A 15,151-nucleotide genomic window follows, 5' to 3' on the forward strand; every position below is an offset into this window, starting at 1 on the left:
AGGGAGGGAAGTGAATGAATGAATAAACGAGTCGTTTTCGGTTTGTTGCTAGGCTTTTTAATCACAGTGACAGGGTTTAATGTGTACACCCAAATCACTACCTCAGCCAATGAATTACAAACTGAAATTCAACGTCTGAAAGCAGACAAACAACAAGTATTGAACGAAAATCAGGAACTGAGACAGACGATCGATCAACAAAATCCAGCTAAAATTCAAGCCCATCATCGAACATTAGTGGATAAAGTAAATGCGTTTATAGAAACGGCATTTGTGCATAGCGAAGAGACTTACCAGGAACGAAAAAAGCAAGCTCAATCGATCATGAGTGATGAGCTGATCAACACATTTTTTCCTACAGAAACCTATAGAGGAGAAACGAAATCGAGTGTGGAGGATGTTCAAATCTATATTGAAACGAGCAATCTTATAAGCAACCATGCAACGGTCCTTGCTCGGTTCCATCACACCCTCCATTCTTTACAGAATGACCAGGAACAAGTTTCTAACGTGTTCTTAGAAATAGACGTCCAACGTCAAGGTGAGCAATGGATGGTGATGGACTTTATGGAAGCAATGAGGGAGGGAAATAAATGAAGAAACAAACGAATTTGGTGAGGGAAGGCACGTCAAAAATGTACTTAATTGGACTAGGCACCATGACGGCGGCCCTTCTCTTTTTCTTATGTTCCGGTTTTGTATTTGGAAGTCAAAATCAGGGGAACGTTCAACAAACTCTGTTGAATGAACAGCTAAACTTGAGTGGATCGGGAGACATGGTCATTGAAAAATGGATCTATAATCCGAACCGACAGCTGATGGTTGTCACCCTAAATATAGATAAATCTACAGACCTTTCAGGTGATCCATTGACCTTTATTGCCCAGGAGAAAGCGAACCCCCACCGAAAGATACCAACGAAGATTGAGTACCATGAAGAAGGCCAATATGTCATCAGTATTCGAGACGTGAGCCCTTCATTTGAGGTGATGGCGTTAGACATTCTTAAGCAAAAACAAAAAGATCAAACAGTCCTTGCGGACGTTCAACAGGAACCCAAAAAGGATGAAGAATCTAAACAGTTGGCACGCATCTATACCGATCAACGAAAAGTCAAAACCGACCCAACATTGACCATCCAAAAGGAACAAGAATATGAAATAGCTGCCCTATCAATAAATATTAAAAAGGTTCAAGAAACGATCCAAGATAAGGAAAAACAGATTCAAAAGATCGAGCAAAAACTCAATGACATGGATCAAGATCTGGTGGAATTAGAATCAGAACGTCTGTATGAAACGGGCGAGGAAAAGGAACAAACCAACGCTCGAATTCGTCAACTAGAAAACGATAAAGATCGACTCAATCGAAAAGCCACAGAGAACGAAACGACAATTCAAACATTACAAGAGAAGCTCAAGATGTTGAAAGGAAAACGAGACATGATTGATAGCTAAACTCTCACAAATTGAGAAAAAGCATCAACACAAGGACCATACATCCCCTGTGCAGGGATCACACAACCAGACCAAAACACGAAGGTTTGTTCCTATTTTGGCAACACAGTGACCGCACTTTTGGGAATTTTCTTGTGCCCTCGTTTCGCCCGGCTCTGCCGGGATTCACACGCTAAGTGGGAACAAAAACCCCTTATGCTCTTCTCTCTGTTTACTAGTTTTAGACCCTGAATCATGAGGAGGGATTTTCATGGAAATAAGAATTCGATATATGGATCCAAAAACTGTTCAAAAAATTGACGAGTTTGCCAAAGAAAAAGGAGTGAGTCGGCAAGAATTTTTACACGCACAGCTGCATCAGTTAGCTGTCTTTCGAGAAGAGAATAATCGTGAACAAAGACTTCAGCAGTTGGTTGATCGCAACATTCAAGCGATGGCTCATTGTTATACAGCGATTCGAGAAATGAATGACCTTTTACAGTTTGAAGAACCGGGTGAAGAAGCATGAGTGAAACCATTACGCCTGGGGTGGTTTTAAAAACAAAATTCGTGACCGCCAATAAGAAAGGCTTTGAAGATTACGTCCAATATGTAGACCGCGAAGAGGCCAAAGGAAAGGGGAAAGCACATCGGTCCATGTTTAGTTTGTATAATCACTACATGGATGATCCCGATAAAACATCGGCTCTCTTCACACAACAATCGGATCGATTATCTCTGGAAGGAAAACAAGGCATTAAATCATTATTTGAACAAGCCCAAAAGAAGAACAGTATCATGTGGCAGGACGTGATTACGTTTGATAATGATTGGCTTCAAAAACGAGGCGTTTATGACTCCAAAAGCCACACTTTAGATGAAGATGCTTTAAAACAAGTGACACGAAAATCCATGCAGGCGATGATGAAAAAAGAAGGATTACAAGAGAGTGCTGTCTGGTCAGCGGCCATTCACTATAACACCGATAACATTCATATTCATGTGGCCACAGTCGAACCCAATCCGACTCGGGAGCGGGGTAAGCGAAAACCGAAAACGTTAGATACGATGAAAGGTGAAGTCGTAAATGGATTGTTAGATCGAGCGCAGGAACGCAATCACATTAACTCGCTGATCCGGGATCATATGGTAAATACGAAGAAAGAAAATAGCAGCACAAAATGGAGGAATAGAGAAATGAAACCTTTGTTCCTCGACGTGTATAATCATTTGCCTCAAGATAAACGCCAATGGCATTATGGCTATCAAATCCTGAATCCAATTCGATCGAAGATTGATGAACTTACGACAAGGTACTTAAACAAATATCACCCAAAAGATATGAAGCAACTGCATCGAAAACTGGATCTAGAGGTGAATGAATTAAAGCAAGCCTATGGGGATGGACCAAAGGACAAAAAACGATATCAACATTATAAACAAAACAAGATCGATGATCTCTATAAAAGAATGGGAAATGCGTTCTTACAAGAAATGAAAACTTATGATAACCAACGTATTCATGCTCATGAACCACGTCATTTTTCTTCCCATAGACCAGTGCCTCCGGGTGTTCATTTACAACAATCGTTTCGAAGGATTCAACGCTCCATGGGTCAAACCTATGAGCAGTTTATGAACGACTTGGACCATCAGAAATTGGAACGAGACATTGAAAGAGAAAGGTAGGTTGTTGATCATGAGGCAACGTCAAAATGTAACACTCCATGAGGAAACCATTAGATTAATTAAAGAGTACCAGGAACAACATCATATTCGTTATCCAGGGGAAGCTTTGGACCGGATGGTTGCGGAGTGGGAAGAACAACAATTCAAGGATCATTCCCAAGAGTATGTTATGGGGTTGATGGCTCAACGTTTTCAGGAGGTGTTTTCCAATGAGATGAAACGGTTAAAGTTGGCAGCCAATCAAAGTGATAAAAACACGCAAGTTCTGCTTGAATTGATGAATGGATTTGCGATGGATCAAAACCTAGAAAGTTGTGTGACGACTCCAATATTTGAAAGTCAGGCGATGAAAGATGCCAAGGAAGCTGTCGAAGAACGAATCAGCAACCAAAGGCAAAAAAGAATCAGCACCAGGGAGTCACAAGCCCATCACTCTAACCAACCATCGGTGCATTTAGCCGATTAATTAAGATTGTAAAAATGACCAGAGGAGGAGATTTTATGATGTTGTTTAATAGCCGTTATGAAGTAGGCGTGTTTAAAAGTTTAGGGGATAACCAAGAGCTCGTGATCGAAGTTGGCCAAAAGGAATACACCTTAACGTTGAGTGATGATGAAATGGCTGATGTGGAGCAGCATTTGGTTAATCAAGAAAACTTACTCATCCCGTTCGATCAAAAGAGCAAGCAGCTGATGTTAAACACAGATCCAAACTATGAGGAAGAGGATATGGAAGAACTCATGAACATCAGCGAGGGAGGTGATGTTCATGGCCAAAAGTAAACGTACCTATCCCAAAAAGTCACCCGAACAGGTTCAAGAGGAGATCAATAGACTGACAGAAGGAATGGAAGAACGTATCTCGAACCACTTTCATTCGCCCGATCAGCTGAAAGAGTATTTGGATTTTATGGGAAAGTTTTACCGGTATTCCCCCAAGAACACCGCGCTTATTGATTCACAGTTTTCTGGTGCTGAAGCTGTTGGCTCGTTTGCCTTTTGGAAAGAAAAAGGGTTCCCTGTTAACAAAGGTGAACAAGGCATTAAAATTCTCGTACCGAACCGATTGGGCCAGCAATTTAAAAACAATGAAGGGGAATGGAAGTCCTTAAAACACGCCACCAAACAAGAGAAGGAACAGGTTAAAGACGGTCAACTCGACAAACGAGAGGGCCGTCTTGTTTTTTCTATCGGGAGTGTTTTTGATGTGTCCCAAACGAGTGCGTCCCAAAAAGACCTCCCTCACATATTCCCGAACAAATGGATCGATGGGAAGATCGAAAACTATAATGCGTTGCGTCGAGGCATGGAGGCTATTGCGGATAAGAACAACATTCAAATCGTTAAACCTTATGAAGAGCTAGGGGCTGCCAAAGGAGTGAGTTACACCGAGAGAGGCGAAGTCGCCCTCAACCCTCGGAACTCAGAACGTCAGGATACGAAAACCCTGTTGCATGAACTCACGCATGCGAAGCTCCACACGGAAGAAAAACGAGATCATTACACCAAGCCGGAAAAGGAATTTCAGGCAGAAATGACAGCCTATACGGTGTCGTCCTATTTCAATATTGATACCACCGATTATTCCCTAGATTACCTTCATCAGTGGACGAAAGATCATGAGTTTAAGGATTATGAAGGGTTATTGCAGGAAGTTCAAACAACGGCCAAAGAGTTTATTTCAACGATTGAAGATTCATGGGAAAAAGAACAGGAAGGGGATAAAGACATGAAAATGACAACACCGTCCAACGAAAAAAGAGAGCGGAATATGGGCCAACAGATCCAGGTGCAGGAAAACAACCAAGAGAAAGAAAAGGGAGTCTTCGATCCACTGCCAAATCCCAAACCTTATCAAGAAATGATCATCCTGGTAAATAAAGAGAGTCAGAATGTTAAAACCGTATCCATGGAAAGTCTTATAGACGTAGCCACACAACAGGTAGAGCAAAAAGAAATCAAACCGTTAGGGAACATCAGTTATCCGCAAGTTAAGCAAGATGAGCTGGTCAAAAAATTTAATCAAGCTAACGAAAAGGGCAAGGGTGCCTATGTCGCTCTTAGTCCCGAACACCAAAAGAACCCGGAAACATTGCCTTATTCTATGAGGAAGGCGATTGAAGGCATTTCAATCTCTTCTGAAACATTCAAGGAAGCCGATGCAAACAACGTAGCTCCGGAGCACCCTTCTTTACAAAGATCACACCCATCCATCGAAAAAGAACCAAAGCGGGAAGAGAAAAAACTACCGTCGGAGAAGCTACGTGACATGTACCGCCGGCAAGTCAGCACAACTGAACGAAACGAGAGCCCTTTTGAACCCAAAGCTGAAAAGGAAAAAGGGGAGAATGAACTCGATAACCAAGCCTATAAAGATGCCTATAAAAAAGAGTTGATGAACTTTATTGAACCGAAGGTAGGCAAGGGACTGGATCAAGAGGAAAGCAACGATCGACAAGAACGTCTGAACCAAATGCGTGTCTTTGAAATGACACAGAGCATGGAATCCGTTTATAAACTAAAAGAAGAATCACTGCAGGAATTAAAAGAGCTGCCGTTATCCGAACATGGTCAACAACGTTTAGTCCAGGTAGAAAGGACATTAGATCAGGCATTTAGCGATCAGAAGGGGAAAACCGGAGAAAAGAGGAAAGGCAAGTCTGTAGAAGAAAAAGCAGATGAAAGTAAACAGGGACCTTCCCAACCAAAGCATAAAAAGCAACGGCAAAAAGTTGAAATGGAACGCTAGACAGGGAGTTTTATTCCCTGTCTTTTTTAATTTTTTCTATTTGACATTGACATTCAAAAAGGAGGAAGTGCTGCATGGTGAAGCATGTAAGCGCGTCACAAGTGGAAATCGCACGAAATGTAGATTTGATAGACTACTTGCAGCGTAAAGGAGAACCGTTGAAAAGAGAAGGAAGGTATTACCGCCATCAAAAACATGACAGCTTAGTGATTAAAGATCAAATGTATGCCTGGAACTCGCGGGAGGAAAAGGGGGCTGGTGTGATAAACTTTGCCAAAATGTTTTATGGCATGAGTTTTCCAGAAGCTGTGTTAGATTTAAATGCTCAAGGTTATAAAATGAAAACCGATGGACAAGAGAGAAAATCGAAAGAACCCTATTACTATCCCGAGCAGTATGAGGTAGCCGGCAAAGAGAAAGCCAAAGACTATCTCACTAAGGAACGGAAGATCCACCCTAAAATCGTCGAATGGCTTGATCAAAAAGATTTAATTGCAGAAGACAAGCTCGGCAATGTCATATTTAAGTGGAAGCAACGTGGAGAAATCGTTGGTGCTGATCGTCAAGGTACTATCCCGATGAAAGATGGTAATATGTTTAAAGGAATTGATAGAAATAGCCACGGATCAGCTGGCTTTTCAATAGATATTGGAAAGCCGAATTCAATTTACTTATTTGAAAGTCCGATTGATGCTCTATCTTATTGGAGTATTAAGCAAGCAAGGCTTCAAAATACTCGCTTAGTTTCCATGTCCGGCTTAAAACGCCAAACGATGATCGATGAGATCAAACGCTTGGGGAAAGAAGGTCATACGGTTCGTCATGTAACTTTTTGTACTGATAATGATAAAGCTGGTTATAATTTTGCCAAGAAATATCAAAGGGTAATGACGGAAAACTTGTGTAGTACTAGCCTGCCAACATCTAAAGATTGGAATGATGAGCTGAAGAAAAGAGACAAACTAGGAAATGCAGCAAAAGAAAGTCGGAAGGATCAGTTGGGAATAGAACGGGGATAATGTGGTGTTTTAATTTAGTAGTACAGAACGGGCAGCCATATGGTATTCTTTATACATTGAAATGGCAACCGTGGTATATTGTAAATTTGAAATCTTGTTGATCACTGTGAAACAAAATAAATGATCAGGTTAGTTTTATTACTCGCTTGATATTGGGGAGGTACTTGGATGAATAGAACTAGTGAGAGTGACATAGTCTTATCATCAATATCTAATCTTAGAAAGGACTATGATGAAGTATTAGGTTTGCTCCGCGATGAGGACAATAGACAACGTAATAACACACTACTTTGGATTTTCAAGCCTTTCTTGAGGGCTTTATTTAATTACACTCCGTTCATGCCGAAAGATAAAAGTACTGTGACAACAAAAATTACATCCTCATCTCTCCTACAACACTTAGGTATTATAGGGATTATTTTTAATAACAGTAATTTATTAAATAATCTACTATGGATAGCTGCAATAGTATTTTTTATCATATCGGTTGTGATAAATTTTAAGAGAGAAGTAACTATATATGATGAATACTTTGATATCTCTGCTTTCAGAAATTTAGAAAAAGTAATTCATACAAAGTTAGTATCAAAGTATGTTGAATCTGCTCCCTTTACGTTTAATTTACTATACGACTATATTAGGGATTTAATTCAAAATTCAAGTGATCACTTGGCTCAAATGATTAAAGACAACAAAGAAAAAGAGGAAGAGAACAGTAACCTACGCCAGGAGTTAGAGAAGGCAAAAGTGACAGTAAGTTCTATGAGGAAATCTCTAAACCATCAAATCAACCTTCAAAGCCACTTAAACCGTACGATTTTAAGGATAACTGAGGGAACATTTGATAAAGATGATTTGATGATAGTATGTGAATTTTCTTTATTTAAGGAAGAAGGGACAAGCTTACTCTTGATTCATCCCATGGTCTGACAAGGACACCTACTGAACTAAAGATTGACGAATTATCTGATGGGCAAGAGGATTGGGCTGTTATTCGTGCATATTTAGACGAAAAAGAGGGAATATATGATGATGAATCTCATAACAGAAAAGTTGTTTCAAAACGTTTTCGAATGACGGACAATACAATATATGTATATAGCTTCCATTACGATAGCAACCGCGAGAACGATTATGGTATAATAAAGACACAAGAATCCATTAAGACATTATACACTCTCATCTCTTTCTGGCATTCTCAATACACCATATCAGAGGAGGGCAAACATGATGAAAACCGAAGTATTAAGAAAAGAAACTAAAAAAGTCGATGCCGTAACCTCATCCTGGGATATATTAAAGTCTGCCAAAGAATTGGAAAAGAGAATTGATATTACTTTAGGTTCTAAATCAAGAAAAAAAGATCCTCAATCTTCTCAAAAACATGAACAATTTTTAAGTGAACTACAGGAAATGGAAAAATTCCTTGCTCACAGTAATTAACCAAAAAGAACTATCCTTTTATTTGGATAGTTCTTTTTTTTATGCGGGATAATACCATAATAAGGAATAGACAATTAGGAGTGTCCCCATGATGAGCAAACAGAAGTCTTCAAATGTTATTCAATTGTTCCCAAAAGCAAAACAGGTGGAAGTAACATCTGCTAAAGACTTATTGAAGGAAGCTGATCTTTTAATTAAAGACATCGATGAGTTATTAAATGATGACAAAAATAAGAATAATAGGTAATAAATGGGCTTATTCTACCTAATTTTATCCCTAAACAAAAATGTCTCTTACACAATCTAAAAGGAAGGGTAGTTGGAGGAAAGCATTCATTTGATGTGTTTTTATTACTGAAATATGACAGAAATTATGAAGAGCTAGTGTTAAGATGGTCTACATTGATTTTGCCTCTCATATGTTCTCAATAACTGTTAAGTTATGGGGGTATTAAAATTGACTAGGAAATTTTCAATTATGCTAAGCAAAAGTAAATATAGCTGGTCCTATCTTGCAAGTTATATTGAAAATGAAGAAGTGCAACCATCTTTGACAATCTATAGTAAATCTTCCGAGGGAGATCACTATATAAAACCAACTACAGCTTTGACTTTACGTGGGGAGGAATCAATTAGAAGTTTGTATGATTATTTAATTTTGTTAGATGAGAAACACGATTTCTTTAATAAAAGCAAGTTCAGTAATTTAACAGAAACCTTTCGTCCATGTACTTTAGCTGTTAAAGACCCTTTTACTATTATAGCTCTCAACAGAGGGGATTTAGTATTTATTGAATCAGACTATTGCACAGAGAGTTATTACAAGCCGCCCAAAGAAATAAGCCTTAATTTTAATGCTATTGATCAACTATATTTCTTACTACAGCATATTTATGGGGTTCCTATTTACACGAATCCTGGTACTAAAGAAAATAAAAGTGATAAGGAAACAACTTCTTCTAATAGTGAAAATAAACAGATGTCTAAAGTTCAATCTGGATGGGGACTCCTAAAGTAAAAGGGGTTCTTTTTAGTTTCTGCTAAACATTTTGAAAAATTGCATACAGGATTGAATTCGTTTTTTACATAAAACCCCAAAGGAGTACCTGATAGACTCTTCACAAAATCTCCACAAAGTCAGTTTATACTCTTTATAGAAAGTAACTCTTATTAAGGAGAATGTTTATGAAGAAGAAATTTTTGTTTTTTGCGCTCATTTTAATTACTGTTATAACAGGCTGTAGCCAGGCTGACTCTAGCGATCAAGGGGCCTCTAAGGAGATAATGTCTCCTTTCCAAGGAAAAGTGGAACATGTTCATGGGATGGGATATTTAGATGAGGATACACTTGCCTTTGCTTCTCATACCGGATTAAAACTCTATCAGGATGAGAAGTGGGCCCAAACAACCTCACATAAAAACGATTATATGGGCTTTAATGTGGTTGACGAGGGTTTTTATACTTCTGGTCATCCAGGGCAGGAAAGTAATTTACCCAACCCTATTGGTATCCAAAAGGCAGCAGGTATTGATAAGGGGCTAAAAAGCCTGGCATTAGAAGGTGAAAGTGATTTCCATGCCATGGGTGTAGGTTATAGAAATCATTCGATTTATGTACTAAATCAACGCGCGAACTCACTAATGGATCTAGGACTTTATAGAAGCTTCGATGATGGAGAGACATGGGAGAAATTAAGGGCTGAAAACTTGCCAGAAAACATCTTTCAAATTGCTGTTCATCCGGACAATGAACAGATGGTTTCTGTCGCCACAAAGACTGGAATTTATCTTAGTAGAGACGCGGGAGATACATTTAAGTTGATCTCAGAAGAAGGGCAAGGAAGTGGCTTGTTTTTTACAAAAGAGAAGTTATATTATGGTATCTATAATAATGAGGGACAATCCTTTAAGGCTTATGGCTTGTCCGACGGATCGAAACAGGAGTTGCCACTGCCCGAGCTCGAAGAAGATGCTCTGATGTATGTAGCTAAACCCCCCAAACAAAATGAAAAGATAGCGATTTTCACCGTTAATGGGAGTAGTTTTGTGTCAAAAGATAGTGGCCAAACGTGGACCCAAATTTTGGAGGAAGGGGAAACAATTATAAACTAAAAAGTCACTAGTCTTTAGACCGTGATTTTTTAGTCCGTAATAGGTTTGGATAGGTACGCAATAAAAAATAATTCTAAATGATGAATAAAGAAAGGTGTGTCTAGTGTGAAGAATCGCAAGAAACGATTCATCATGCGTGTTTCGATTTTAAGCGTATTTGCTCTTATAATTGGATTTGTTCTATACCAAAATTTTACAAAGGGTTCAGGTGTTGTTAATGCGGGGGACATGGCACCTGACTTTAATTTGGAGACACTCTCTGGTGAAACCATACAATTAAGTGATTATAGAGGACAAGGGGTTTTCTTAAATGTATGGGCTACATACTGTAAACCCTGTGAGAAAGAGATGCCTTATATTGAAAGTCAATATCAGTATTTTAAAGATAAAGGTGTAAAAGTGTTGGCCGTGGATGTGGGAGAAAGTGAGGTAACGGTAAGATCATTTGTAGAGCGTAAAGGAATGACATTTCCTGTTCTAATGGACCACGGGGAGCAATTGCTAGATATTTATGGTATTGGCCCCATTCCAGTAACATTTTTGATTGATGAGAATGGGAAAGTCGTTGATCGTATCACTGCTGGGATGACGGAGAAAGAAATCCATGATTATATGAAGAGAATACAGCCAAACGATTGGAGAAGTTCGAATGGCTGATGTCAATATATTGTTGGCGTTCGGTGCGGGGTTTTTATCCTTTATCTCCCCCTGTTGCTTACCTCTGTACCCAGCGTTTTTATCGTACATAACAGGAATGTCGGTTGATGAATTGAAAACTAAAAACCTGTTGACTCAAAAACAGCCCCTCCTACACACATTATTTTTCCTTGGTGGATTCTCGGTTATCTTTGTTGCCATAGGATTTTCTACTTCATGGATTGGAGGATGGTTTATTCGCTACGATGATCTGATCCGGCAATTAGGGGCTATTCTAATTATCTTTTTGGGTCTAGTTACGGTTGGAATCTTTAAGCCAGGACTCTTCATGAGAGATTATAAAGTCTCCTTTAAAAATCGTCCTCAAGGGTATGTTGGATCAAGTGCTGTAGGAATGGCTTTTGCGGCGGGGTGGACACCATGCACGGGACCTATCCTTGCTGCAGTTATCGCACTTGGTGTGTCATCTCCGAACCAGGCAGTCATCTATATGATTAGCTATGTACTAGGATTTTCTATTCCGTTTCTTATCATGGCACTGTTTATTGGACGTTTAAAGTGGATCAAGAGGCATAATAGAAAAGTTGTGAAATTTGGAGGATATGCCATGATTTTTATGGGGGTCTTTTTATTTTTTGGATGGATGACCCAACTGACTTCATTTATAACTAACGAATTTTTCGGGGGATGGACGGGATTCTGAGTGCTAATAAAAGAGTTATTCTGACTTGTAGTTCCAACTTTTAATACCAAATGGTAAAAACTAAGGAGTGATGATATGGAATCATCCATTGAACCGTTAGGTCGGGTAGCTATCGAGTTCGGTCCCCTCACTATTTATTGGTACGGGATCATTATCGCACTAGGGGCATCTTTAGGTTTATATATCACCTTAAAGGAAAGTGAACGTGTAGGTATCGATAAGAATCACTTTATGGATTTAGTTCTTTATGCTATTCCGATTTCAATTGTATCTGCAAGAATCTATTATGTTGTGTTTGAATGGGATCGTTATGTTGGAGGGTCTTGGTGGGATATTTTTGCCATTTGGGAAGGCGGTATTGCTATACATGGAGCGTTGATTGGAGCCGTCCTAACAACAGTAGTTTACGCAAGGAAGAAAAGAGTTCCTTTTTGGAAAATGGTAGATGTAGCTGCACTCGGATTATTAGTGGGACAGGCGATCGGTCGTTGGGGTAATTTTATGAATCAAGAAGCACATGGAGGACCTGTTACAAGGGGTTTTCTTGAAAGTCTCTCCCTTCCAGATTGGATTATTAACCAAATGTACATCGAAGGAACCTACTATCACCCAACTTTCTTATATGAATCGATATGGAATGTTGCGGGTCTCGTCCTCTTGCTTTTTCTGAGACGAAAGGTGAGTTTGAGGCAAGGAGAACTTTTTCTTAGTTACGTAATCTGGTATTCAATCGGAAGATTCTTCATAGAAGGGATGCGTACAGACAGTTTAATGTTAACTTCCTCTCTACGGATGGCCCAGGTAATATCAATCTTGCTTATAATAGGTAGTCTTCTTTTTTGGTGGTATCGAAGAAAATTCAAAGAGCCTTTGCCTGAATATGAAGAGTAATACTAACTATGTTACGCCCAGTAATCCAATAATTAGTGTAGCAATGCATATCCAACTAAAAACATATTGTTACTAATGCAGGGTTTGAATAGCTATAGTTCGGAGTTTCATAACTCCATTGCGTTTTCGATTGGAATGAAAACCAAGGAAGTTAAAGAACCTTTGATTCGTAATTAGGAACAAGTTTTTAAAAGGAGTACATATGAAAAATAAAATTTCACTGAAACTAGGGTTTCTATTTTTAATTTTAATGGTGCTTATTGAATTGATTTTATTTTTTGTTCTGTACACAAATTTGTCAAACCAGAGAATTGATGAAGTGTTGAATGGTTTGTTAGCTAGGGGCGGAGGGCATCGGGATGTACTTGAAAATAACTTTGACCCTTCTACCCTTGCTCATGTAGCTCTGATGGAATCAGAGGCTATGACAGATGTAGTTATAACTGATACGAGAGGGGAAATAATTGCTGCTTCTACTGAATTAGAACCTGGTATGAGAGAACTGATTAACCTTCCATTAGGTAACCTGACTCACCATGGAAGAGTAATTGAAAAAAGGTGGAAAACAGAGCCTTATGTTGCCACACTATCTCCTATAAAGGTAGGAGGAGAATTAGAAGGCTACGTGTACATGTTCTCACCTTCTTTCATTATTTCTGAAATTATTTCACAATTATCAAATCAATTCATCTTAGTTATGGGTATTACCTTAGTGATCACCATCGTTACCGTCTATATTCTGACAAAGCTCATTACAAAACCCCTGATTCACATGAAAGAAGAGACGGAGAAACTTAGTAAGGGAGAAACGAGGATAGACTTAAAATATAGTCACAATGATGAGCTTGGAGTACTCGCTCAGTCCATCACACGATTGGGTAAGGACTTAGACCGATTAAAACACGAACGACATGAATTTTTATCATCCATCGCGCATGAATTGAGAACACCTCTGACCTATTTGAAAGGGTATGCTGATATTGTTTCCAAACCTGAAATGGATTCAGGAAACAGACAGAAATACTTAACTATTATTAAAGAAGAGGCCAAACATCTTACAAATATGGTAGAACAACTGTTCCAACTAGCAAGAATCGACGAGAATTCTTTTTCTATCCAGCGAAAAAAACAAGTTATTTTCCCATTACTTAGACAAGTTAGAAATCGTATGTATCCTTTGTTAGAAGAGAAAGAGATAGAGTTGTATATCAGCTGTCCTGACGGTGTATCTATATATATTGATGAAACACGTTTTCAACAGGTGATGAACAACATCATAGACAATGCCATTACATATAGTCCTCAGAAATCTACTATTTCTATTCGTGTCTTAGCAGAAGATAGTTATGTAGTGATAACTGTAACGGATGAAGGGCCTGGTGTCCCAGAAGAATCCTTGCCTTACCTTTTTGACAGGCTTTATCGTCTAGAAAAATCAAGGTCAAGAGCCTATGGTGGTTCAGGAATAGGTTTAGCCATTGTTAAAGAAATTGTGGAGGTCCACGAGGGGAGGGTATTTGCACGAAATCTAAAACATGGAGGGCTATCGATCATCATGCATTGGCCAAAGGAGGAAGAAGAGTGAAGAGGTTACTTCTAGTAGACGATGAACGAAGAATGCTGGACTTACTGGGGCTGTATTTGGAGCCCTATGGGTTTCAATGCGACAAAGTATTAAGTGGTCACAAAGCGTTGTCATTATTTAAAACTTATCACTATGACTTAATTTTACTTGATATTATGATGAAAGATATGGATGGTTTTGAAACATGTCGACGTATTAGGGAAATCACGGATATTCCTATCATCATGATTACGGCCAAGGACCAAAAACAAGATATCCTCCGTGGTTTAAAAGCGGGGGCAGATGACTATATTACGAAACCCTTCGATGAGGATATTATGTTGGCACGTATCCAGACACAATTGCGTCGGGGTGGGAAGGAACAGAATGTGTTGGTCTATGATCGCTTAATTTGGAAGCAAGATACCTACCAGCTTCTATACCTCGATAAAGAAATTAATGTTACTCCTAAGGAATTTCAATTGATAGGGCTCTTAATGAAACGACCTAATCATGTATACGACAGAGAGCACCTCTTGGAGTTGATTTGGGGCAGTGATTCAGAAACAGAAAGCAGGACTATTGATTCGCATGTCCGCAATATAAGGGAAAAGATTAGACAAAAAGGGTTTCCGATAGATAAGCATCTAAAAACTGTCTGGGGAATTGGATACAAATGGGTAAGCTAAGATAAATTCTTTTCTAAATGCATAGCTTATTTATGTTTCTTTTATACCCGTGTAGGGTATGAGTATAAAAGCAGGCGGCATAGGTGAACATAAATAATGCATATAGGAGGTTTTTAGAGTGCCAAAAGAACACGAACATCACCATAAGGAACAAGAAGGTAATGGAGACGAACTTTCTCATGAAGCACATGAGCACCAT

At 39.0% G+C, this 15,151-nt stretch carries 18 protein-coding genes; all 18 read left to right on the forward strand.

All coding sequences use genetic code 11. The features are described from left to right. Positions 1-18: 18 nt before the first annotated feature. The 18 genes from MUO15_RS00295 (at position 19) to MUO15_RS00380 (ending at position 14,952) form a co-directional block, all read left to right on the forward strand. Positions 19-597 (forward strand): hypothetical protein, encoded by a 579-nt coding sequence (locus MUO15_RS00295; RefSeq protein ID WP_245032517.1) that lies wholly within the window; start codon positions 19-21, stop codon positions 595-597. Beyond that, positions 594-1,457 carry a coiled-coil domain-containing protein gene (locus MUO15_RS00300; protein WP_245032519.1) on the forward strand — a complete coding sequence of 288 codons (864 nt, stop codon included), beginning with the start codon at positions 594-596 and terminating at the stop codon, positions 1,455-1,457. The genes MUO15_RS00295 and MUO15_RS00300 overlap by 4 nt, the downstream gene beginning before the upstream one ends. A 250-nt stretch (positions 1,458-1,707) precedes the next feature. Next, positions 1,708-1,965, forward strand: a complete 258-nt coding sequence (locus MUO15_RS00305; protein WP_245032520.1) for a hypothetical protein — start codon at positions 1,708-1,710, stop codon at positions 1,963-1,965. Then, on the forward strand, positions 1,962-3,125 hold the full coding sequence (mobP2, locus tag MUO15_RS00310; protein ID WP_245032522.1) for a MobP2 family relaxase: 1,164 nt from the start codon (positions 1,962-1,964) through the stop codon (positions 3,123-3,125). The genes MUO15_RS00305 and mobP2 overlap by 4 nt, the downstream gene beginning before the upstream one ends. A gap of 10 nt (positions 3,126-3,135) precedes the next feature. Then, a complete protein-coding gene (locus MUO15_RS00315; RefSeq protein WP_245032524.1) occupies positions 3,136-3,591 on the forward strand; it encodes a hypothetical protein in 456 nt (151 codons plus the stop codon). Positions 3,592-3,626: 35 nt separating this feature from the next. After that, positions 3,627-3,908 (forward strand): hypothetical protein, encoded by a 282-nt coding sequence (locus MUO15_RS00320; protein WP_245032526.1) that lies wholly within the window; start codon positions 3,627-3,629, stop codon positions 3,906-3,908. Further along, a complete protein-coding gene (locus MUO15_RS00325) occupies positions 3,895-5,874 on the forward strand; it encodes an ImmA/IrrE family metallo-endopeptidase (RefSeq protein WP_245032528.1) in 1,980 nt (659 codons plus the stop codon). The genes MUO15_RS00320 and MUO15_RS00325 overlap by 14 nt, the downstream gene beginning before the upstream one ends. Before the next feature lie 74 nt (positions 5,875-5,948). Continuing rightward, positions 5,949-6,893 carry a toprim domain-containing protein gene (locus MUO15_RS00330; RefSeq protein WP_245032530.1) on the forward strand — a complete coding sequence of 315 codons (945 nt, stop codon included), beginning with the start codon at positions 5,949-5,951 and terminating at the stop codon, positions 6,891-6,893. Positions 6,894-7,061: 168 nt separating this feature from the next. Further along, positions 7,062-7,823 (forward strand): hypothetical protein, encoded by a 762-nt coding sequence (locus MUO15_RS00335; protein ID WP_245032532.1) that lies wholly within the window; start codon positions 7,062-7,064, stop codon positions 7,821-7,823. A gap of 297 nt (positions 7,824-8,120) precedes the next feature. Next, positions 8,121-8,336, forward strand: coding sequence for a hypothetical protein (locus tag MUO15_RS00340; protein WP_245032534.1), 216 nt, complete (start codon positions 8,121-8,123; stop codon positions 8,334-8,336). 91 nt (positions 8,337-8,427) lie between these two features. Further along, on the forward strand, positions 8,428-8,583 hold the full coding sequence (locus MUO15_RS00345; protein WP_245032536.1) for a hypothetical protein: 156 nt from the start codon (positions 8,428-8,430) through the stop codon (positions 8,581-8,583). 210 nt (positions 8,584-8,793) lie between these two features. Next, positions 8,794-9,354 (forward strand): hypothetical protein, encoded by a 561-nt coding sequence (locus MUO15_RS00350; protein WP_245032538.1) that lies wholly within the window; start codon positions 8,794-8,796, stop codon positions 9,352-9,354. 167 nt (positions 9,355-9,521) lie between these two features. Then, positions 9,522-10,448, forward strand: a complete 927-nt coding sequence (locus MUO15_RS00355; RefSeq protein WP_245032540.1) for a F510_1955 family glycosylhydrolase — start codon at positions 9,522-9,524, stop codon at positions 10,446-10,448. 105 nt (positions 10,449-10,553) lie between these two features. Then, on the forward strand, positions 10,554-11,105 hold the full coding sequence (gene resA / locus MUO15_RS00360) for a thiol-disulfide oxidoreductase ResA (RefSeq protein WP_245032542.1): 552 nt from the start codon (positions 10,554-10,556) through the stop codon (positions 11,103-11,105). Further along, positions 11,098-11,808: a cytochrome c biogenesis CcdA family protein gene (locus MUO15_RS00365; protein WP_245032544.1), complete on the forward strand. Its 711-nt coding sequence runs from the start codon at positions 11,098-11,100 to the stop codon at positions 11,806-11,808. Before resA ends, MUO15_RS00365 begins: the two co-directional genes overlap by 8 nt. A 75-nt stretch (positions 11,809-11,883) precedes the next feature. Next, positions 11,884-12,699: a prolipoprotein diacylglyceryl transferase gene (lgt, locus tag MUO15_RS00370; protein WP_245032545.1), complete on the forward strand. Its 816-nt coding sequence runs from the start codon at positions 11,884-11,886 to the stop codon at positions 12,697-12,699. Between the two features lie 202 nt (positions 12,700-12,901). Then, positions 12,902-14,284, forward strand: a complete 1,383-nt coding sequence (locus tag MUO15_RS00375; protein ID WP_245032547.1) for a HAMP domain-containing sensor histidine kinase — start codon at positions 12,902-12,904, stop codon at positions 14,282-14,284. After that, on the forward strand, positions 14,281-14,952 hold the full coding sequence (locus tag MUO15_RS00380; RefSeq protein WP_245032549.1) for a response regulator transcription factor: 672 nt from the start codon (positions 14,281-14,283) through the stop codon (positions 14,950-14,952). The genes MUO15_RS00375 and MUO15_RS00380 overlap by 4 nt, the downstream gene beginning before the upstream one ends. Positions 14,953-15,151 lie beyond the last annotated feature (199 nt).

Source organism: Halobacillus amylolyticus, assembly GCF_022921115.1.
GTDB lineage: Bacteria > Bacillota > Bacilli > Bacillales > Halobacillaceae > Halobacillus_A > Halobacillus_A amylolyticus.

Coding starts and splice junctions, on each gene's coding strand:
- lgt (WP_245032545.1), top strand. CDS start 11,884: ATGGAATCATCCATTGAACCGTTAGGTCGGGTAGCTATCGAGTTCGGT.
- MUO15_RS00335 (WP_245032532.1), top strand. CDS start 7,062: ATGAATAGAACTAGTGAGAGTGACATAGTCTTATCATCAATATCTAAT.
- MUO15_RS00340 (WP_245032534.1), top strand. CDS start 8,121: ATGATGAAAACCGAAGTATTAAGAAAAGAAACTAAAAAAGTCGATGCC.
- MUO15_RS00315 (WP_245032524.1), top strand. CDS start 3,136: ATGAGGCAACGTCAAAATGTAACACTCCATGAGGAAACCATTAGATTA.
- MUO15_RS00330 (WP_245032530.1), top strand. CDS start 5,949: ATGGTGAAGCATGTAAGCGCGTCACAAGTGGAAATCGCACGAAATGTA.
- MUO15_RS00305 (WP_245032520.1), top strand. CDS start 1,708: ATGGAAATAAGAATTCGATATATGGATCCAAAAACTGTTCAAAAAATT.
- MUO15_RS00365 (WP_245032544.1), top strand. CDS start 11,098: ATGGCTGATGTCAATATATTGTTGGCGTTCGGTGCGGGGTTTTTATCC.
- MUO15_RS00375 (WP_245032547.1), top strand. CDS start 12,902: ATGAAAAATAAAATTTCACTGAAACTAGGGTTTCTATTTTTAATTTTA.
- MUO15_RS00345 (WP_245032536.1), top strand. CDS start 8,428: ATGAGCAAACAGAAGTCTTCAAATGTTATTCAATTGTTCCCAAAAGCA.
- MUO15_RS00325 (WP_245032528.1), top strand. CDS start 3,895: ATGGCCAAAAGTAAACGTACCTATCCCAAAAAGTCACCCGAACAGGTT.
- mobP2 (WP_245032522.1), top strand. CDS start 1,962: ATGAGTGAAACCATTACGCCTGGGGTGGTTTTAAAAACAAAATTCGTG.
- MUO15_RS00300 (WP_245032519.1), top strand. CDS start 594: ATGAAGAAACAAACGAATTTGGTGAGGGAAGGCACGTCAAAAATGTAC.
- MUO15_RS00295 (WP_245032517.1), top strand. CDS start 19: ATGAATAAACGAGTCGTTTTCGGTTTGTTGCTAGGCTTTTTAATCACA.
- MUO15_RS00355 (WP_245032540.1), top strand. CDS start 9,522: ATGAAGAAGAAATTTTTGTTTTTTGCGCTCATTTTAATTACTGTTATA.
- MUO15_RS00320 (WP_245032526.1), top strand. CDS start 3,627: ATGATGTTGTTTAATAGCCGTTATGAAGTAGGCGTGTTTAAAAGTTTA.